Origin of the sequence: Methylobacterium sp. E-005, from assembly GCF_022829725.1 — a bacterium.
GTDB lineage: Bacteria > Pseudomonadota > Alphaproteobacteria > Rhizobiales > Beijerinckiaceae > Methylobacterium.
In genome coordinates this window covers 81,596-100,267 of record NZ_JAKSYG010000207.1, presented here as the reverse complement: position 1 = coordinate 100,267, position 18,672 = coordinate 81,596, and the positions used below count along the sequence as shown (strand labels likewise).

Annotated in this window: 16 protein-coding genes; 9 read left to right on the top strand and 7 right to left on the bottom strand. The window is 68.5% G+C overall.

Going from position 1 to position 18,672, the window contains the following annotated elements:
• Positions 1-118 precede the first annotated feature (118 nt).
• Together kdsA and MKK88_RS23990 are read right to left on the bottom strand one after the other, a co-directional pair.
• On the bottom strand, positions 119-973 hold the full coding sequence (gene kdsA / locus MKK88_RS23995) for a 3-deoxy-8-phosphooctulonate synthase (protein WP_244004204.1): 855 nt from the start codon (positions 971-973) through the stop codon (positions 119-121).
• A gap of 9 nt (positions 974-982) precedes the next feature.
• A complete protein-coding gene (locus tag MKK88_RS23990; RefSeq protein WP_244004202.1) occupies positions 983-1,474 on the bottom strand; it encodes a hypothetical protein in 492 nt (163 codons plus the stop codon).
• Positions 1,475-1,833: 359 nt separating this feature from the next.
• Here MKK88_RS23990 and MKK88_RS23985 point away from each other — a divergent pair, with 359 nt between their 5' ends.
• Together MKK88_RS23985 and MKK88_RS23980 are read left to right on the top strand one after the other, a co-directional pair.
• Positions 1,834-2,577 carry an FkbM family methyltransferase gene (locus MKK88_RS23985; protein WP_244004200.1) on the top strand — a complete coding sequence of 248 codons (744 nt, stop codon included), beginning with the start codon at positions 1,834-1,836 and terminating at the stop codon, positions 2,575-2,577.
• A 91-nt stretch (positions 2,578-2,668) separates the two neighbouring features.
• The gene (locus MKK88_RS23980) at positions 2,669-3,682 is read left to right on the top strand and encodes an alpha/beta fold hydrolase (protein ID WP_244004198.1); all 1,014 of its coding nucleotides are present in this window, start codon (positions 2,669-2,671) and stop codon (positions 3,680-3,682) included.
• 292 nt (positions 3,683-3,974) lie between these two features.
• On the opposite strand, the gene MKK88_RS23975 is transcribed toward MKK88_RS23980, so the two are convergent.
• Entirely contained in the window at positions 3,975-4,883 is a 909-nt protein-coding gene (locus MKK88_RS23975; protein WP_244004272.1) for a neutral zinc metallopeptidase, read from the bottom strand.
• 145 nt (positions 4,884-5,028) lie between these two features.
• A complete protein-coding gene (locus tag MKK88_RS23970; protein WP_244004195.1) occupies positions 5,029-5,919 on the bottom strand; it encodes a uracil-DNA glycosylase family protein in 891 nt (296 codons plus the stop codon).
• A gap of 415 nt (positions 5,920-6,334) precedes the next feature.
• Between MKK88_RS23970 and MKK88_RS23965 the strand changes: the two genes are divergently transcribed.
• From MKK88_RS23965 to MKK88_RS23955, 3 genes are all read left to right on the top strand, one after another.
• Positions 6,335-8,008 carry an electron transfer flavoprotein-ubiquinone oxidoreductase gene (locus tag MKK88_RS23965; protein WP_244004194.1) on the top strand — a complete coding sequence of 558 codons (1,674 nt, stop codon included), beginning with the start codon at positions 6,335-6,337 and terminating at the stop codon, positions 8,006-8,008.
• A 212-nt stretch (positions 8,009-8,220) separates the two neighbouring features.
• Positions 8,221-10,089, top strand: coding sequence for a tetratricopeptide repeat protein (locus MKK88_RS23960; RefSeq protein ID WP_244004192.1), 1,869 nt, complete (start codon positions 8,221-8,223; stop codon positions 10,087-10,089).
• A 352-nt stretch (positions 10,090-10,441) separates the two neighbouring features.
• Positions 10,442-12,115, top strand: a complete 1,674-nt coding sequence (locus MKK88_RS23955) for a formate--tetrahydrofolate ligase (protein ID WP_244004190.1) — start codon at positions 10,442-10,444, stop codon at positions 12,113-12,115.
• Positions 12,116-12,144: 29 nt separating this feature from the next.
• Here the strand turns inward: MKK88_RS23955 and MKK88_RS23950 are convergent, their stop codons facing one another.
• The 3 genes from MKK88_RS23950 to MKK88_RS23940 all read right to left on the bottom strand — a co-directional run bounded on the left by MKK88_RS23950 (position 12,145) and on the right by MKK88_RS23940 (position 14,333).
• The gene (locus MKK88_RS23950) at positions 12,145-12,576 is read right to left on the bottom strand and encodes a type II toxin-antitoxin system VapC family toxin (RefSeq protein ID WP_244004188.1); all 432 of its coding nucleotides are present in this window, start codon (positions 12,574-12,576) and stop codon (positions 12,145-12,147) included.
• Positions 12,576-12,833 carry a type II toxin-antitoxin system Phd/YefM family antitoxin gene (locus MKK88_RS23945; RefSeq protein WP_244004186.1) on the bottom strand — a complete coding sequence of 86 codons (258 nt, stop codon included), beginning with the start codon at positions 12,831-12,833 and terminating at the stop codon, positions 12,576-12,578. The genes MKK88_RS23950 and MKK88_RS23945 overlap by 1 nt, the downstream gene beginning before the upstream one ends.
• A 132-nt stretch (positions 12,834-12,965) precedes the next feature.
• On the bottom strand, positions 12,966-14,333 hold the full coding sequence (locus tag MKK88_RS23940) for an 8-oxoguanine deaminase (RefSeq protein ID WP_244004184.1): 1,368 nt from the start codon (positions 14,331-14,333) through the stop codon (positions 12,966-12,968).
• Positions 14,334-14,491: 158 nt separating this feature from the next.
• On the opposite strand from MKK88_RS23940, the gene MKK88_RS23935 reads away from it, so the two are divergent.
• The 4 genes from MKK88_RS23935 (at position 14,492) to MKK88_RS23920 (ending at position 18,641) form a co-directional block, all read left to right on the top strand.
• Positions 14,492-15,133: a MarR family winged helix-turn-helix transcriptional regulator gene (locus MKK88_RS23935; protein WP_409566700.1), complete on the top strand. Its 642-nt coding sequence runs from the start codon at positions 14,492-14,494 to the stop codon at positions 15,131-15,133.
• On the top strand, positions 15,130-15,837 hold the full coding sequence (locus MKK88_RS23930; protein ID WP_244004182.1) for a response regulator: 708 nt from the start codon (positions 15,130-15,132) through the stop codon (positions 15,835-15,837). Before MKK88_RS23935 ends, MKK88_RS23930 begins: the two co-directional genes overlap by 4 nt.
• Positions 15,838-16,117: 280 nt before the next feature.
• Complete coding sequence (locus MKK88_RS23925) at positions 16,118-17,482, top strand: MFS transporter (RefSeq protein WP_313902344.1); 1,365 nt, start codon at positions 16,118-16,120, stop codon at positions 17,480-17,482.
• 28 nt (positions 17,483-17,510) lie between these two features.
• A complete protein-coding gene (locus MKK88_RS23920; RefSeq protein WP_244004180.1) occupies positions 17,511-18,641 on the top strand; it encodes an L-talarate/galactarate dehydratase in 1,131 nt (376 codons plus the stop codon).
• The last annotated feature ends 31 nt before the right edge of the window (positions 18,642-18,672 follow it).

The following is an 18,672-nucleotide window of genomic DNA, read 5'->3' as shown; positions in this document are numbered from 1 at the left end:
TTCGCGGGGCCAGGGCGGAGCCCTGGTGCCGGACGTTGTCCGGTGTCGGGCTACGCCCGAGACCGTCAGGGCTTCGCCCTGACAACCCACCAAAGGGCCTGCCCTCTGGAAACCCCGTTTACGCGGCGCGGGCCTTGGCCAGCCTGTCGAAGGCCATCAGCTCGTCGAGAAGCGCCGGCATGTGCTTCAGCGCCACCATATTGGGACCGTCGGAGGGGGCCCGGTCGGGATCGGGATGGGTCTCGATGAACACGCCCGCCACCCCGACCGCCACGGCGGCCCGGGCCAGCACGGCGACGAATTCCCGCTGCCCGCCGGAGCTTGCGCCCTGGCCGCCCGGCTGCTGCACGGAATGGGTCGCATCGAACACCACCGGCGCGCCACCCGTCACCTGCGCCATGATCGGCAGGCTGCGCATGTCCGAGACGAGCGTGTTGTAGCCGAAGGAGGCGCCCCGCTCGGTGACGATGACGTTGGGGTTGCCGGCCTGCGTCACCTTGGCGGCGACGTGCTTCATGTCCCAGGGCGCCAGGAACTGGCCCTTCTTGATGTTGACCGCCCGCCCCGTCGCGGCGGCGGCCAGGAGCAGGTCGGTCTGGCGGCACAGGAAGGCCGGGATCTGGAGCACGTCCACGGCCTCGGCGGCCCGGGCGCATTGCTCGGCGGCGTGCACGTCGGTCAGCACCGGCAGGCCCAGGGACTCGCGGATCTCCGCGAAGACCGGCAGCGCCTCGTCCAGGCCGACCCCGCGCGCCGCGCTGCCCGAGGTGCGGTTGGCCTTGTCGAACGAGGTCTTGAACACGAGGCCGATCCCGGCGCGCGCCGTCATTTCCTTCAGCGCGGCCGCGATCTCGAGGGCATGGTTGCGCCCCTCCAGCTGGCATGGGCCGGCGATCAGCGCGAGCGGCAGGTGGTTGGCGAAGCGGGCGGCACCGACTTGGACGATCGGACCGGGGATCTCGGGATTCGACATGGGCGCGGTCTAGCCCGCACGGCGGATCCGCGAAAGCCCGGCGCGGGGCGCGACCCGACAGACCGTGAGATCCTCGCTCAGGGCATCGGTCCGCGGTCCGGTCTCGCACAGCATCACGGTACGACCGGTGCCCCCGCGGCGCGGGGCGTTCGCGAGGAGGCTCGCCTGATGCAGGTTGAGCGCCAGCACCTCGGCGGCGGCGGCATCCGCTCCGGCGAGCGCCCGCGCCGCGCGGCCGATCAGGGTGAAATAGGCCCGGGATGGTTCCCGGTCCCGGGAGGCCACAGTGATCCGGGCCGGCTTCCGGCAATCGAGGCTCATCCGCTCCGCGTCCTCCGCGCGGAACACCGCGTAGGGCCCGGCCCGGCCGGCGAGCGACGCGCCGGTGGATCGGATCACCTGGGCGGCGAGCGCGTCGCAGGCATCCGCGGCGTGGGCCGAAGCTGTGCTGAGGCCGGCGAGAAGAGCAAACGTTAAGATCGTTTTCGTGGCCGATGTCATTGACTCGTTCCAAATCGTTTGCAAAGGATCATCGTAGGCTTGGCCGTAAGACGAACGAATTACCGCACAGTTTTCCGAAAATGTACCGATGATTGCTTTCAATTTTGGCCAGAATACCGAGAGAAATTCAGATTTTTGTCGATGAAGTTTGGTTTTTACGAGTTCTGTCGGCGTAAATATTTCTCATCCGCTGCCGTTGATCCGCGGTTCGTCCGGGTCGAGGGCGGGCGGGATGGGCAGAATGCCACGCGGATCGATGAGTGTCGGCCGAAAAGGTTCCGTGCGCGCTGATCGCAAGGACGGGTGTGTAGAGGAGTTGGATCGTGGAAAATGAGCTTGGAATCGTCTTCAGATCGGTCTTGAGCGTCCGGGACACGCTTGAAGGATCGATCGCGGAGATCAAGAGCCTCGTCGGTCCGGGCCAGGAGGCTTACGCCGAATCGATCGACTTCCTCACCTTCGCGGCCCGGCGCGCGGCCCTCTCAACGGCGCCGCTCCTGCAGGACCTCTGGGTTCTGTTCGAGCTCGGGGAGGAGCGGAACGGTTACTTCGTCGAGTTCGGTGCCGCGGATGGCCGGGGCGCCAGCACCACCCAGCTGCTCGAGACGCTCTACGGCTGGCAGGGCGCCATCGCGGAGCCGGCACGCAGCCGGCACGAGGCGCTGCGCGGCAGCCGGACGTGCTATGTCACGAACAAGTTCATCTATACCGACGATGGCCTGAAGATCCTGTTCAACGACACGGCGAGTTCCGAGGATCCGGCGGCGGGGGCTGCCGTGGGCGTGCGCCGGGGCGGAAAGCGGTACGAGGTCGAGACCATCACGCTGCGCAGCTTCCTGCAGGCCGCGCAGGCGCCGCGCACGATCGACTACATGAGCATCAATGCCGAGGACGATACGCTCGACATCCTGGAGCGCTTCGATTTCTCGCAACACGATGTGACGCTGCTCAGCGTCGCCAACGCCGATCCGCAGCAGAGCGCGACCCTTGCCGAGCTCATGGCGCGGACCGGGTACGAGCGCCGGTTCGAACCGTTCTCGCTGTCCGACGTCTGGTACGCCAAGCGCGAGAGGGCCGTGGTGGCGCGGCCGGAAGCGGCCTAAGGCCCGCCCGGAGCGTAGACAGCACGCACCGGATGCCCGATCTGTGCCGGCGGCGCGGCGCCTCACGCCGCTGGCACACAGGCTCCGGCCCATGCTCCGATCCATCCTCGCTGGCGTGCTCCTCAGCGCGGTCACCCTCGCCCCGGCGGTGGCGGCGGACCGGGTCGCCACCCCGGCCTACGGCCCGGAACTGGAGGGGTTCGCCTATCCGTTCCCGGTGCAGCGCTTCACGTTTCCCTCGCAGCGTCAGGCGCTCCAGATGGCCTATCTGGACGTGCCGGCCGAGGCGCCGAACGGCCGCACCGTCGTGCTGCTCCACGGGAAGAACTTCTGCGCCGCCACCTGGGAGAGCCAGATCCGCGCGCTGAATGCGGCCGGTTACCGGGTGATCGCACCCGATCAGATCGGCTTCTGCAAGTCGAGCAAGCCAGCGGCCTACCAGTTCACCTTCCGGCAGCTCGCCGAGAACACGCACGCGCTGCTGGCGCAGCTCGGGGTGGAGCACCCGATCCTGGTCGGCCATTCGACCGGCGGCATGCTGGCCGCGCATTACGCCCTGCTCTACCCGAAGGATGTGGACCAGCTCGTGCTGGTCAATCCGGTCGGCCTCGAGGATTGGAGCGCCAAGGGCCTGCCGCCGATCTCCCTGGCGCAATGGTATCAGCGCGAGCTGAAGGTCTCGGCGGAGTCGATCCGCGCCTACGAGACGGCGACCTACTATGCCGGCCGCTGGGAGGCGCGCTACGAGCCCTGGGTGACGATGCTGGCCGGGCTGAACAACGGCCCCGGCAAGGAGGCGGTCGCCTGGGATTCGGCGCTCGTCTACGACATGATCGTCACCGAGCCGGTGGTCTACCGCTTCCCCCAGATCGCGGTGCCGACGCTGCTGATGATCGGCCAGAAGGACAACACGGCGATCGGCAAGGATCTCGCCCCGCCGGAGGTGCGGGCGAGCCTCGGACACTATCCTGAGCTGGGGAAGGCGGCCGCGCAGGCGATTCCGGGGGCACGGCTCGTGGAGTTCCCCGAGCTCGGCCACGCGCCGCAGATGTCCGATCCGGAGGGGTTCAACAAGGCGCTGATCGAGGGGATCGCGGCTCGCTGATCCTGGATGGCCCCGCCCCCGAGGCGGGTCTGATGTGCACACCGGGGCAGCGCAGCGACGCGGACTGCAGAACTCGACATGCTCCCTCTCCCGTGCGGGAGAGGGTTGGGGTGAGGGTCGAGACGGTTCAGGATCGAGCACACCGCCGGAGCGCCGACAGGCCGCGCCTTATCCGGAGCGTTCTCATCCCTCACCCGGCTTTCTGCGAGAGCAGACCTCTCCCGCACGGGAGAGGGGATCCGCGCTCGATCCTGGACGGGCTGCGCTTGCAAAAACCGCTTTTCAAGCGGCCTCAGTTCCCCGCCGTCCGGAACGTGTCGCACGCCTTGGTCTGGCCGCTCTTGTAGCCGGCCGTGAACCAGCGCTGGCGCTGGGCCGAGGAGCCGTGGGTGAAGGAATCCGGCACCACGTAGCCCTGCGAGCGCCGCTGCAGCGCGTCGTCGCCGATCTGGGCGGCGGCGTTCAGGGCCTCGTCGATGTCGCCCTGATCCAGCTCGGCATACTTGTCGTTGGAGTTCTTGGCCCAGACGCCGGCGAGGCAATCGGCCATCAGCTCGATGCGCACCGACAGGGCGTTCGCTTCGGTCTTGCTCGAGGCCTGCTGCTGGCGGGCCTGGACCTTGCCGAGGATGCCGAGCACGTCCTGGACGTGGTGGCCGACCTCATGGGCGATCACGTAGGCGTAGGCGAAATCACCCTTCACGCCGAACTTCGAGGCCATCTCCTTGAAGAAGCCGGTATCCAGATAAACTTTCTTGTCGAGCGGGCAGTAGAACGGGCCCATCGCGGCCTGGGCCGAGCCGCAGCCCGAGCGGGTCCCGCCGGTATAGAGCACCAGGGTCGTCGGGGTGTACTGCTTGCCGGTCTGCTGCGGCAGGATCTGGCTCCACACGTCCTCGGTGTTGCCCAGGATCTTCGACGCGAACCGGCCGCTGTCGTCGGTGGGCGCTTGGCGGCGCTTCGCCTGCGTCTGCGGATCGGCGGGCTGTTCCTGCTGGCTGTGACCGCCGCCGATCCGCTCGGCGCCGCCGATCAGGATCGCCGGGTTGATCCCCGTGAAGTAGCTGATGATCAGCAGCACCACGATGGTGCCGATGCCGAGCCCGCCGGCGCCGCCGCCGGGAAAGCCCATGCCGCCACCGCCGCCTTCGCCCCGGCGATCCTCGACATTGTCGGAGCTGCGTAGATCTTCCCAGCGCATGGTGGGTCCCGCCATCGATGCTGCTGCGCCGGCCGCCGCGGGCGGGACGCAAGGTGTCGTGCGTCGTCCTGTCCGGACGGCGGCGAACCGCCGGCGGGAACGAAGCTCTAATGGCGGGAGGGGAGAGCCGGTTCCGCTTACGCGGTCAAGCTTTCCCGTCGATGAGGGCGCGCAGGGCGCGGAAATCGCGCCACGCTAGGCGCTTCTGCACCGGCTGGCGCAGCAGGAAGGCCGGGTGCAGCGTCGCGAGCAGCTTCACCTCGCGATTCGGCAGCTTGTACGGAAACAGCCGGCCGCGGGTCCGCAGGATGCCGTCCTTGGAGCCGGTCAGCGTCTGGGTCGCGGGGGCGCCGAGGCAGACGATGATGTCGGGATCGACCAGCTCGATCTGCCGCTCCACGAAGGGCCGGCACACCGCCACCTCCTGGGGGGTCGGGTTGCGGTTGCCGGGCGGCCGCCAGGGCACGATGTTGCCGATATAGGCGCTCGTCCGGTCGAGCCCGATCGCCTTCATCATCTTGTCGAGGAGCTGGCCCGAGCGGCCCATGAACGGCTTGCCAATCCGGTCCTCATCGGCGCCCGGCGCCTCGCCGAGAAACATCACCCGGGCCTCCGGATTGCCGTCGGCGAAGACGAGGTTTTTTGCCGTGAAGCGCAGCGGGCAGGCGTCGAAATCGGCGAGGATGCGCTCCAGCTCATCGAGACTCTTGGCCTGCCGGGCGCGGGCGCGGGCGTCGGAGGCCGCCTCGTCGGGTTGGGCGCTGGCGGCGCGGCCGAAGGTCCGGGGCGCAGCGGAGGACGAGGCTGGGGGCGGAGCCGAGCCTGGGGGGGGCACGAGGGTGTTGGCAACCGGAGTGGCGGACGATTCCGCGATCCGGGGGGGCGCCCGGCGCGGCGCGCGCAGGGTGGGCGCCGGCGTGTCGGCCTCGCTGAAACGGTCGTGGGGGTGCTCGTCGAGGGCCGCGTCGGCACCGGCCTCCACGTGGAAGTCGAGATAGGCGATCAGGTCGGCTTGCGCGTCGGAGGGACTCGGCATGTGATCTGTCATGTGGGATCGCCGGGGCCTGTGGACAACGCGCGGAATCGCTTCGGGTAGCAAGGACTTGCGTGACCGAATAGCGCGGTCTTCACGACCCGGGATACAGCGATCATCGTCCCACCCGCGCCCTCATCCTGAGGTGCCGGAGCACAGCGGAGGCCTCGAAGGAGGACTCCAGGGATCGCAGTGCCTTCCGGAGGGCTCCTTCGAGGCCCGCTGGCGCGGGCACCTCAGGATGAGGGCGCGGGTGGGATCTTCCGAACACCGCGTCACGTGGTTCGCACCCTGCGGCAACGGGAACTTTGCCTTGAGCTTGAGCGTCGGCACCTTGCCTTTCTAGCTTGGAATCGCTTGAGACGGCATCACGAGGGTTGCCGCGACGACCCTGAGACAAGAACACGGAGAGGCGAGGATGGCGCTGCCCGAACGCGAGAGCATGGATTTCGACGTGGTCGTGGTGGGCGCAGGCCCCGCCGGCCTCGCCACCGCGATCCGCCTGAAGCAGCGCGCCGCCGAGATCGGCGAGGACATCTCCGTCGTCGTCGTCGAGAAGGGCTCGGAGGTCGGCGCCCACATCCTGTCGGGGGCGGTGATCGACCCGATCGGCCTGGATCGCCTGCTGCCCGAGTGGCGCCAGGATCCGGAGCGTCCGCTGAAGACCGAGGTTCAGCGCGACGAGTTCATGATGCTCACCAAGAACAGCGGCATCACCCTGCCGAACGTGTTCTTCCCCAAGCTCATGTCGAACCACGGCAATTTCGTCGGCTCGCTGTCCAACACCTGCAAGTATCTCGGCGCCCAGGCCGAGGCGCTCGGCGTCGAGATCTATCCGGGCTTCCCGGCCTCCGAGGTGCTGTTCGACGCGAACGGCGCGGTGGCGGGCATCGCCACGGGCGATCTCGGCATCGGCAAGTCGGGCGAGCCGCGGGACGACTACACCCGCGGCATGGAATTGCGCGGCAAGTACACGGTGTTCGGCGAGGGCGCCCGGGGCAACCTCACCAAGGGGCTGATCCAGCGGTTCGAACTCAACCGGCACAGCGACCACTTCAAGTATGGGCTCGGCGTGAAGGAGCTCTGGCAGCTCGCCCCCGGCAAGTTCGAGCCCGGCCTCGTGCAGCACACGATGGGCTGGCCGCTCCCCAATAAGGCCGGCGGCGGCTCCTGGCTCTACCATTTCGACGACCACCTGCTCTCGGTCGGCTTCGTCACGCACCTGAATTACGAGAACCCGACCCTGTCGCCGTTCGAGGAGTTCCAGCGGTTCAAGACCCACCCGATGATCGCCGAGACCTTCGAGGGGGCCAAGCGCATCGGCTACGGGGCGCGGGCCATCATGGAGGGCGGCTGGCAATCCGTGCCCAAGCTGGTCTTCCCGGGCGGGTGCCTCGTCGGCTGCTCGGCGGGGTTCGTGAACGTGCCGCGGATCAAGGGCTCGCACAACGCGATCCTGTCCGGCATGCAGGCGGCCGACGCCATCGCGGACGCCCTGAAGGCGGGCCGCGCGGGCGACGAACTCACCGCCTACGAGGCCGGCTGGCGCGAGAGCCCGATCGGGCAGGACTTGAAGGCGGTGCGCAACGTCAAGCCGCTCTGGTCCAAGTACGGCACTCTGGTGGGCGTGGGGCTCGGCGGGATCGACATGTGGGCGACGAGCATCCTCGGCGCCTCGCCGTTCGGGACGCTCGGTCACGGCAAGCCGGACCATGCCTGCCTCAAGCCGCTCGCCGAGGTGACGCCGATCGTCTACCCGAAGCCCGACGGCAAGCTGACCTTCGACCGGCTGTCCTCGGTCTACATGTCGAACACCAACCACGAGGAGGACCAGCCGCCCCACCTCAAGGTGCGGGACATGGAGCTGCAGAAACGCTCCGAGCACGACGTCTACGGTGGACCCTCGGGCCGCTACTGCCCGGCCGGCGTCTACGAGTGGGTCGAGGATGCCTCCGCCAGCGACGGGGTCCGCTACCAGATCAACGCGCAGAACTGCGTCCACTGCAAGACGTGTGACATCAAGGATCCGAACCAGAACATCGACTGGGTGACCCCGGAGGGGCCGGGCGGGCCGAACTATCCGAATATGTGAGGGGGCCCTCGGCTGAGGAGCCGAGGCACCCGTCTTCGCTGCGCTCGCGATGACGGGAAGGCAGACGCTGCGCTCCGCCGCCCCCGCGCCATCCTTTCGCCTTGCGGGGCTGGCGGGATGGGTTCAGTGTCCCCGGCGCTTTTCCGGGGATAACCCGCCATTCTCGCGCCCGGCCCCTTGGCTGGCCGGCGCCCAGGAGCCGCGATCGGTTCATGATGACATCCCGCGCCCGCCGGAGCGTCTCGGCGCTCGCCCTGCTGCTCGCCGCCGGTCTGCCGCAGACCGTGCTGGCCGCGCAGCCGAAGGAATCGACCCCGGTGCTCGACTACGAGCCCGCGGATTCGCTGGAGGGCAATTTCCTCTCCGCCTACATCGCGGGTGCGGCCCGGGACACGGCGGCGGCCGCCACCTTCTACCGGGAGGCCGTGAAGGCCGACCCGCGCAACGCCGAACTCGTCGAGCGCGCCTTCATCTCGCTCCTGGCCGACGGCGCCCTGCCGGACGCGTTCCGCACCGCCGAGAAGCTGATCGCCCGCGATCCGACCAACGGGCTCGCCAACCTCTCCCTCGGGGTGCGTCAGATCAAGGCCGGCCAATGGGCTGCCGCCCGCCAGAACTTTTCGCGGAGCGGCCGCGGCGCGGCGACGGATCTGACCGCCACGCTGCTGACCGCCTGGTCGTATGCCGGCGCCGGTGACGGCAAGAAGGCGCTGGAGACCGTCAACAAGCTCCGCGGCGAGCGCTACTACAACACCTTCCGCGACTACCATGCCGGCCTGATCGCCTCGGTGACCGGCGACAACGCCGAGGCGGAGCGGCGCCTCAAGGCGGCCTATGACGCCGACCACAACACCCTGCGCATCGTCGATGCCTACGCGCGCCTGGAGGCCAGCCTCGGCCGCACCGACCTCGCCATCCAGGCCTATTCGGATTTCGACCAGCTCTCGCCCCGCCACCCGCTGGTGCGCGACGCCCTCGACAAGCTGAAGGAGGGCAAGCCCCTCACGCGGCTGATCGCCAACGCCCAGGAGGGTGCCGCCGAGGTGCTGTACGGGCTGGGCTCGGCCGGCTCCACGCAGGGCGACGAGTTGCCCGCCGTGATCTACCTGCGGCTCGCCCTCTACCTCGCCCCCGACCATGCGCTGGCCCGGCTGACGCTGGCCGACACGCTCGACCGGATGAAGCAGCCGGAGCGCGCCAACGAGGCCTACGCGCAGATCCCGGCCAATTCCCCGCTCAAGCTCAACGCCGACATCCAAGTCGGCCTGAACCTGGAGCAGATGGGCAAGGGCGACGAGGCGCTGGAGCACCTCGACGCCACCATGAAGGCGCATCCCGACGACATCGACGTGATCACCGCCCTCGGCAACGTCCAGCGCGCCCGCAAGAAATACGAGGAGGCGGCGGCCACCTACACCCGTGCCATCGACCTGATCGGCAACCGGCCGCAGGCCAATTACTGGACGACCTATTACTTCCGCGGCACCGCCTACGAGCGCGCCAAGCAATGGCCGAAGGCCGAGGCCGACCTGAAGAAGGCGCTGGCCCTGGTGCCGGCCAGCCAGCCGGCCGCCAAGGCGCAGGTGATGAACTACCTCGGCTATTCCTGGGTCGACCAGAACACCAACATCGACGAGGCGTTCAAGCTGCTGCAGCAGGCGGTCGATGCCAGCCCGCGCGACGGCATGATCGTCGACAGCCTCGGCTGGGCCTATTACCGGCTCGGCCGCTGGGACGACGCGGTGCGCGAGCTGGAGAAGGCCGTCGAGCTGAAGCCCGGCGACCCGACCATCAACGACCACCTGGGCGACGCCTACTGGCGCGCGGGCCGGCGTCTGGAGGGCAAGTTCCAGTGGCAGCACGCCAAGGACCTGAACCCCGAGCCGGACGACCTCGCGCAGATCAACGCGAAGCTGAAGGACGGCCTACCCGAGATCGAGAAGCCGACCGCCACCGCCGAGACGGTGCCGGCCCCGGTGGCCGCCCCGCACAACGCCGAGAACCCGGAACTCCCGAAGGGCGCGCCGCAGCCCCACGAGGCGCCGGGCGCCGCCGACAAGGCCAAGAAATCGGGGGGGTGAGCCGAGCTGATCCCATCCAAACCCTCATCCTGAGGTGCCCGCGTCAGCGGGCCTCGAAGGCGCCCTCCAGGGATCACAGTGCCGGCTGGAGGGCTCCTTCGAGGCCTCCAGCCGGCATCTCAGGATGAGGGCGTGGGAAGGAAAGCCATCCCGGTGGCGCTCTCCATGCCCACTCCAGCCTGCGGACCAAAAAACTTGTTTTGTCCGCCACCTCATAAAAATCGACGCGCATTTCCCATTCGTTTGACGCACAGTGCGCAGCCGTTCGCGGGCGGCCGCCCGCACGGGTGGACATCCGCACGGCAACAGCCGGCGGCGGGCTCCGGGCCCGTGATTCAGGGAGGGAACGCCCATGCCGTCAGATATCGAGATCGCCCGCGCCGCGACCCTGAAGCCGATCGCCCAGGTCGCCGAGACGCTCGGCATCCCGGATGACGCGCTCCACCATTACGGCAAGCACATCGCCAAGATCGACCACGGCTACATCGCCGGGCTGGAGAGCCGGACGCCCGGCAAGCTCGTGCTGGTCACCGCGATCTCCCCGACGCCCGCGGGCGAGGGCAAGACCACTACGACGGTGGGCCTCGGCGACGCCCTGAACCGAATCGGTGAGAAGACCATGATCTGCCTGCGCGAGCCCTCGCTCGGGCCGTGCTTCGGCATGAAGGGCGGCGCGGCCGGCGGCGGCAAGGCGCAGGTCGTGCCGATGGAGCAGATCAACCTGCACTTCACCGGCGACTTCCACGCCATCACGGCGGCCCACAGCCTCGCGGCCGCGCTGATCGATAACCACGTCTACTGGGCGAACGAGCTCAACATCGACGTCCGCCGCATCCACTGGCGCCGGGTGGTCGACATGAACGACCGGGCGCTCCGCCAGATCACCCAGTCGCTCGGCGGCGTCGCCAACGGGTTTCCGCGCGAGGACGGGTTCGACATCACGGTGGCCTCCGAGGTGATGGCGGTGTTCTGCCTCGCCAAGGACCTCGCCGACCTGGAGGAGCGCCTCGGCCGGATCGTCATCGCCGAGACCCGCGACCGCAAGCTGGTCACCCTCAAGGACGTGAAGGCGACCGGCGCCATGACGGTGCTGCTCAAGGACGCCCTGCAGCCGAACCTCGTGCAGACGCTCGAGGGCAACCCGGCGCTGATCCATGGCGGCCCCTTCGCCAACATCGCCCATGGCTGCAACTCGGTGATCGCCACCCGGGCCGGCCTGCGGCTCGCCGACTACACGGTGACGGAAGCCGGCTTCGGCGCCGACCTCGGCGCGGAAAAATTCCTGGACATCAAGTGTCGGCAGGCGGGCCTGACACCCTCGGCGGTCGTGGTGGTGGCGACCATCCGCGCCCTCAAGATGCATGGCGGCGTCGACAAGAAGAACCTCGGCAGTGAGAACATCGACGCCCTGGAGAAGGGCTTTGCCAACCTCGCCCGGCACGTCACCAACCTGCGCGGCTTCGGCCTGCCGGTGGTGGTCGGCGTCAACCACTTCTACGCCGACACCGACGCCGAGCACGCCAAGCTCAAGGCGCTGTGCCGCGAGCGCCTCGACGTTGAGGCGATCACCTGCCGCCACTGGGCCGAGGGCGGCGCCGGCGCCGAGGAGCTGGCCCGCGCGGTGGTGAAGCTCAGCCAGGCCGAGCCGGCGCCGATCCGCCACGCCTACGAGACCGAGAGCCGCCTCACCGACAAGATCCGGGCGATCGCCACCAAGCTGTACGGCGCCGCCGACATCCAGATCGAGACCAAGGCCGCCGGCAAGCTCGCCACCTTCGAGAAGGACGGCTACGGCCACCTGCCGATCTGCATGGCCAAGACCCAGTACTCGTTCTCCACCGACCCGACCCTGATGGGCGCGCCAGAGGGGCATATCGTGGGCGTGCGTGATGTCCGGCTCTCGGCCGGCGCAGGCTTCGTGGTGGCGATCTGCGGGGAGATCATGACCATGCCGGGCCTGCCCCGGGTGCCCGCCGCCGACACCATCCGGCTGGACGCCAACGGGCAGATCGACGGGCTGTTCTGAGAGGCGCGCGCGGCCTTGCCAAGGTTGGCTCAAGGCCGCGCGGAACGCTCCCAAGGGTTCAGCAGGGACACACCGGTCGTCGCGAAGTCGGCGACGTTGCGGGTTACCACCGTCATGCCTCGGACGAGCGCCGTAGCGGCCATCAAACCATCGCGGTAGGGTCGGGGATCCGGAACATGCAGGCGTGCGCTGCGACGGGCGACGGCTGCGTCGACGGGCAGGAGGCGATCGGAGAAGGTCGGCAGGACATGATCCTCCAGCCACGCGCGCAGGAGCGCGGCTTGAGCCGTATCCCTCCGTTCGACCTGCAGGATCCCGATCTCCAATTCCTGGATGACGATCACCGAGAGGAAAAGATCGCTCGCCGGTGTCGTGCTCGCCCAGGCCGTGACCCGTGGATCAGCCCTGCCGGTCCGCGCCTTGCGCAGCTCCGAAACGACGTTGGTGTCGAGCAGGAACATCAGGAGAAGTCGGCCGCCCTGGGAAGATCGTCGGAACGCGGAAACTCGATCTCGACATCCTCGATACCGGCCGGCCACCCTAAAGCTTCGATGATACTGGGCTGCTGTCCTGTCAGTCGCTGGTACTCGGCAATGCTGAGTAGGACATGGGCCGGCTTGCCGCGATCGGTGATGAAGACGGGTCCATCGGCCGCTGCTTTCTTGGCGCGACCCGTATCCTGATTGAATTCTCGGCTCGTGAGAGTGGTGACCGCCATGCTCAAGGCTCAGATAAGATCGAACAGCTTTTGTAGAAACGTTACTACAAACTTCCGGTCCGAGCAACCGCGACCGTCCGCAGGGCTCTGCCCTGCACCCGCAAAAGATCGAAGACCTTTTGAAACCAGGACTTAGGCGCCCCCGAACAGCGCCACCGCCAGCCGGGAATGGTCCTCGCGCAGGCGACCGACATCGACCCCCACCGGCTGCCCGTCGATCACCCGCCAGCGCCCCGCCACCATCACCCGGTCGGCCCGGTGGGCGCCGCACAGGACCAGGGCCGCCAGCGGATCGTGGGCGCCGGAGAAGCGTAAGTCGTCCAGGGTGAACAGCGCAAGATCCGCCTCCCGCCCCGGCTCGATCTTCCCAATGTCCGAGCGGCCCAGGCACGCCGCAGACCCCTCGCTCGCCCAGCGGAGCGCGTCGAGATGCGTCACCGCCTCCGCGCCATAGGTGAGCCGGCTCAACATCACCGCGTGGCGCACGCCCTCCATCAGGTTCGAGCTGTCGTTCGAGGCCGAGCCATCGACCCCGAGACCCACGGGGGACCCCGCCACCTCCAGCTCGCAGGTGCGGCAGCGGCCCGACGCCAGGGTCATGTTGGAGGTCGGGCAATGGCACACGCCGACCCCCGCCTTGCCGAGCCGCGCGACCTCGGCATCGTTGAAATGGATGCCGTGAGCGAGCCAGACCCGGTCGTTCAGCCAGCCGACCTCCTCCAGATATTCCACCGGCCGGCACTGGAACATCGACTGGCAGTAATCATCCTCGTCGAGCGTCTCGCCGAGATGGGTGTGCAGGCGGGCTCCGTGCCGGGCGGCCAGATCCGCACTCTCGCGCATCAGGCGCTTGGTCACCGCGAAGGGCGAGCAGGGGGCGAGCCCGATCTGCACCATCGCGCCGGGGGCGGGGTCGTGGAACAGGTTCAGCACCCGCTCGGAATCGGCCAGGATCGTGTCGTCGTCCTGGGTCAGCGCCTGGGGCGGCAGGCCGCCCTCCCGGTCGGACAGGCTCATCGAGCCGCGGGTCACGAAGGCGCGGATGCCGAGCGCCCGGGCCTCGTCCACCTGGACGTCGACCGAATCCTCCAGCCCCTTCGGGAACAGGTAGTGGTGGTCCCCCACCGTGGTGCAGCCGGAGAGCAGCAGCTCGGTATAGGCGACCCGTGTGGCGAGCCGGAACGCCTCCGGGGTGATCCGCCCCCAGACCGTGTAGAGCGCCTTCAGCCAGGGGAAGAGCGGCTTGTTGATCGCGATCGGATGGGCGCGGGTCAGCGTCTGGAAGGCGTGGTGGTGGGTGTTGATCAGCCCCGGGATCACCACGTGGCGCGACGCGTCGAAGGTCTCGTCCACCGGGCCGGTGGGCCGGGCGCCCGCCGCCACGTGCTCGACGATCCGGGTGCCCTCCACCACGATTCCGCCCCCGGCGCCCGCGGCCAGGATGGCGAGCGGGTTGCGGATCCACAGGCGGCTTGGTGCCGGTCCAGCTGCTTGCGCCATGCGTCCGACCGCTCCCGTTGCCCCGACGCCCCTGCGTAGCGGAGCGGACGGAGGGCCGGCAACCGTCCCGTCGGCGAGACCGCCAGGGTTGACGCAGTCGGGCCGCCTTGAGAAACGTCACGGGGACTGACCTATCACCCGTTGGGAGCGGCCGCGCCGTGACACGGACAGCCCCGCGCCAGGACACCTTCGCGGAGACGTTCGCGGCGAACCCCGTCCCGGACGCCGCGACGGCCGCCCTCGGCAGCGACGACCTGATCGAGCTCCTGTTCTTCGCCTATCGCGACTTCGTGGGCGACCCGGACCGGATCCTGGCGGCCTACGGCTTCGGCCGGGCGCATCACCGGGTGCTGCATTTCGTCGACCGCTATCCGGGCCTGACCATCGCCGAACTCCTCGACATCCTGCGGATCACCAAGCAAAGTCTCAACCGGGTGCTCAAGGACCTGATCGGGCAAGGCTACGTGGCGCAGAAGCCGGGCTCGAGCGACCGGCGCCAGCGCCTCCTGTACTGCACGGCCTCGGGCGCGGAGCTGGCATCGGACCTGACCCGCGTCCAGGCGCGCCGCCTCGCCCGCGCGCTGGCCGCGCCGGATTCCCGAGGCTCGCCGGAGGACTTTCTGATGGCGATGATCGAGCCCGAGGACCGGCCGGCAGTCCAGCGCCTGATGGCGCGGCGCGGGGCCCGCGCGCGCTCCGCCGAAGGGGATGCCGGTTCGGCGCAAGAGGGCGCGGCACAACAAGGACTGAGAGCCGTTCGCGATGTGATCGGGAACGGCTCCAGCGGGGGCGGCGCATGAGCCATCCCCCCCGGGCCGACCTGCCCGACGAGGCCCCGCACGTCCTCGTGGTGGACGACGACCGCCGCCTGCGCGAATTGCTCGCCCGCTACCTGACCGACCAGGGATTCCGGGTCACCGCAGCGGCGAGCGCCGCCGAGGCCCGGGCCCGGGCGCAGAGCGTGGTGTTCGACGCCATGGTGCTCGACGTGATGATGCCGGGCGAGAACGGCTTCGATTACGCCCGCAGCGTGCGCGAGACCTCCCGGGTGCCGATCCTGATGCTCACCGCCCGCTCCAACCCGAACGACCGGGTGATGGGCCTGGAGATCGGGGCCGACGACTACCTGCCCAAACCCTTCGAGCCCCGGGAGCTGACGCTCCGGCTCACCAACATCATCAAGCGCGGCGTGCGCCCCCGCGAGGCGGCGCCCGAGACGGTGACCTTCGGGCCCTTCGCGTTCCGGATCGACCGGGGCGAGCTGCGCCGGGATGACGAGCTGATCCGCATCACCGAGCGCGAGCGCGAGATCCTGACCATCCTGGCGCTGGCCGGCGGCGCCAACGTGGAGCGCGAGCAGCTTGCGGGTCCCGGGGGCGCGGCGGCGGAGCGCACGGTCGACGTGCAGATCAACCGCCTGCGCCGCAAGACCGAGGTCGATTCCGCCAACCCGGTCTTCCTGCAGACGGTGCGCGGGGTGGGCTACCGGCTCGCCGTGGATTGAGGCTTCGGAGTCTGAGCCAGATCAGCTTCGCCTTGGTCATGTCCGGGACGGGTGGAAAACGGACTGGCCGCTCTCGGCGTGCATCCGCAAATATCGGCCGTTCGACAGCAACTGGAAACCACGCGTCTGCGGACTGCTCCCAGCATTGATGCCGATGGCGCATCGATCGATCCAGGAATGATCTTGGACACGGAAATGGCTCTGTTCCACGGTCCGCGCTGAACGAAGGCTGCCGTTGCTCCGTGAGCAGCGAGACGGGCCTCGATATCGGAGGATCGCCGTGGCTCAGGCAGGGCAAGTGCTGAAGAAGACCCATGTCAGATACGTCATTCTGGCCCTGATCTTCCTCGCAACGACCTTCAACTACGTCGATCGGGCGACCCTGTCGGTCGCCGCCTCGTCGATGCGGACGGAATTCGGCTTCGACGCGATCACGATGGGCCTCGCCTTCTCGGCCTTCGGCTGGGCCTACACGGCGATGCAGATCCCGGGCGGCTGGGTGCTCGACAAGTACGGCGCCCGCCTCGTCTACGGCATCGGCCTGATCCTGTGGTCGGCCTTCACGATGATGCAGGGCCTCGTCCACGCCGTCTCGTTCACCTTCCTGGCGCTGTTCGCCCTGCGCTTCCTCATGGGCATCGCGGAATCGCCGGCCTTTCCGGCCAACAGCCGCCTGACCGTGATGTGGTTCCCCACCCAGGAACGCGCCTTCGCGACCGCGATCTTCCAGTCGGCTCAGTATTTCGCGCTGGCCGTCTTCACGCCGATCATGACGTGGATCCTGCACGCCCATAGCTGGCAGGCGATCTTCTACGGGGCCGGCGGCGTCGGCATCGTGCTGGGTGTCGTGTGGCTGCTCTACGTCCACGAGCCGCGCCACCATCAGGGCGTGAACCAGGGCGAGCTTGACTACATCGAGGCCGGCGGTGGCCTGCCCAACATGGGCGACACGCGCGACCGCATCCGCTGGTCCGAGGTCAAGGCTCTCGTCAGCAACCGCATGATGATCGGCATCTATATCGGCCAATTCTGCCTCACCACGATCACGTGGTTCTTTCTGACGTGGTTCCCGACCTACCTGCTCGAAGCGCGGGGCATGTCGATCCTCAAGGTCGGCCTTGTGGCGGCGATCCCGGCGATCTGCGGCTTCCTCGGCGGGTTGGCCGGTGGCCTGTGGTCGGACTGGATGCTCCGGCGCGGCTTCAGCCTGACGGCGGCGCGCAAGCTGCCGATCATCGTGGGGCTGCTGTTCTCCTCGACGATCGTGCTCGCCAACTACGTCCCGTCCGACGTGTTCGTGATCGTGGTGATGAGCGTCGCCTTCTTCGCCAAGGGCATCGGCAACCTCGGCTGGTGCATCGTCGGTGACGTGTCGCCTAAGCAGATCATGGGCGTCAGCGGCGGCATCTTCAATCTGTGCGGCAACCTCGCCAGCATCGTCACGCCGCTCGCCATCGGCATCATCGTCAAGGAGATGGGCTCCTTCGACCTCGCCCTCGTCTACATCGGCGTGGTCGCGCTGATCGGCGCCCTCTCCTACCTCGTCATCGTGGGGCCGCTGAACCGCCTGGACATCCGCAGCGATGAGGGCGCTCCGGATGCCGGGACCGCCCTGCCGCGCGGCATCGGCACTGCCCGGGCCTGAACGCCCCATCCCGCTTTTGGAGGACATCATGGCTCAGGACACCGTCACCGGCATCCGCCTGCGCTCGGTCTATCTGCCGCTCAAGACGCCGATCAGCGACGCCAAGGTGCTGACCGGCCGCCAGAAGCCGATGACCGAGATCGCGATCCTGTTCTGCGAGGTCGAGACCGGGGACGGCCATCGGGGACTGGGGATCAGCTATTCCAAGCGGGCCGGCGGGCCGGGGCAGTTCGCCCATGCCCGGGAGATCGCCCCGGCGCTTCTGGGCGAGGATCCGAGCGACATCGCCAAGGCCTGGGACAAGCTCGCCTGGGCGGGCGCCTCGGTCGGGCGCAGCGGCCTTGCCGTCCAGGCGATCGGCGCCTTCGATGTGGCCCTGTGGGACCTGAAGGCGCGGCGGGCGGGTCTCTCGCTCGCCAAGCTTCTCGGGGCGCAGCGCGACAGCGTGCGCTGCTACAACACCTCCGGCGGCTTCCTGCACACCCCCCTGGAGGAGCTCCTGGTCAACACCGACCGCTCCCGCGAAAGAGGCATCGGTGGCATCAAGCTGAAGGTGGGGCAGCCGGATTGGGCGCTCGACATCGAGCGGGTCTCCCGCGTCCGGGAGCACCTGGGCGAGGCCTTCCCCCTGATGGTCGATGCCAACCAGCAATGGGATCGTCCGACCGCCATGCGGATGGGCCGGATCTTCGAGCGGTTCAACCTGATCTGGATCGAGGAGCCGCTGGATTGCTACGACGCCGCCGGCCATGCGGCCCTGGCCGCTGCCCTCGACACGCCGATCGCCACCGGCGAGATGCTGACGAGCGTGTCAGAGCATTGGGACTTCATCCGACAGAACGGCGCGGACTTCCTGATGCCGGATGCCCCGCGCGTGGGTGGCATCACGCCGTTCCTGAAGGTGGCGACGCTCGCCGAGTTCGCTGGCATGACGATCGCCCCGCACTTCTCGATGGAACTGCACATCCACCTCGCCGCCGCCATGCAGCGGGAGCCCTGGGTGGAGCATTTCGAGTGGCTGGAGCCTCTGTTCAACGAGCGCCTGGAGTTGACGGACGGGCGGATGCGCGTGCCGACCCGCCCCGGCCTCGGCATCAGCCTCAGCGAGCAGGCCCTCGCCTGGACGCGCGACACAGCCGGCTTCGGCAGCCTCGGCTGATCGCTCGGAAGGACCGATGTCCTTGAACGAC

Bases quoted from the DNA above. Each gene is read 5' to 3' on its own strand.
- MKK88_RS23975 (WP_244004272.1), bottom strand. From the start codon at position 4,883: ATGCGCTGGGAAGATCTACGCAGCTCCGACAATGTCGAGGATCGCCGG.
- MKK88_RS23940 (WP_244004184.1), bottom strand. From the start codon at position 14,333: ATGGCGCAAGCAGCTGGACCGGCACCAAGCCGCCTGTGGATCCGCAAC.
- MKK88_RS23980 (WP_244004198.1), top strand. From the start codon at position 2,669: ATGCTCCGATCCATCCTCGCTGGCGTGCTCCTCAGCGCGGTCACCCTC.
- MKK88_RS23945 (WP_244004186.1), bottom strand. From the start codon at position 12,833: ATGGCGGTCACCACTCTCACGAGCCGAGAATTCAATCAGGATACGGGT.
- MKK88_RS23920 (WP_244004180.1), top strand. From the start codon at position 17,511: ATGGCTCAGGACACCGTCACCGGCATCCGCCTGCGCTCGGTCTATCTG.
- MKK88_RS23965 (WP_244004194.1), top strand. From the start codon at position 6,335: ATGGCGCTGCCCGAACGCGAGAGCATGGATTTCGACGTGGTCGTGGTG.
- MKK88_RS23955 (WP_244004190.1), top strand. From the start codon at position 10,442: ATGCCGTCAGATATCGAGATCGCCCGCGCCGCGACCCTGAAGCCGATC.
- MKK88_RS23970 (WP_244004195.1), bottom strand. From the start codon at position 5,919: ATGCCGAGTCCCTCCGACGCGCAAGCCGACCTGATCGCCTATCTCGAC.
- MKK88_RS23990 (WP_244004202.1), bottom strand. From the start codon at position 1,474: ATGACATCGGCCACGAAAACGATCTTAACGTTTGCTCTTCTCGCCGGC.
- MKK88_RS23950 (WP_244004188.1), bottom strand. From the start codon at position 12,576: ATGTTCCTGCTCGACACCAACGTCGTTTCGGAGCTGCGCAAGGCGCGG.
- kdsA (WP_244004204.1), bottom strand. From the start codon at position 973: ATGTCGAATCCCGAGATCCCCGGTCCGATCGTCCAAGTCGGTGCCGCC.
- MKK88_RS23960 (WP_244004192.1), top strand. From the start codon at position 8,221: ATGATGACATCCCGCGCCCGCCGGAGCGTCTCGGCGCTCGCCCTGCTG.
- MKK88_RS23930 (WP_244004182.1), top strand. From the start codon at position 15,130: ATGAGCCATCCCCCCCGGGCCGACCTGCCCGACGAGGCCCCGCACGTC.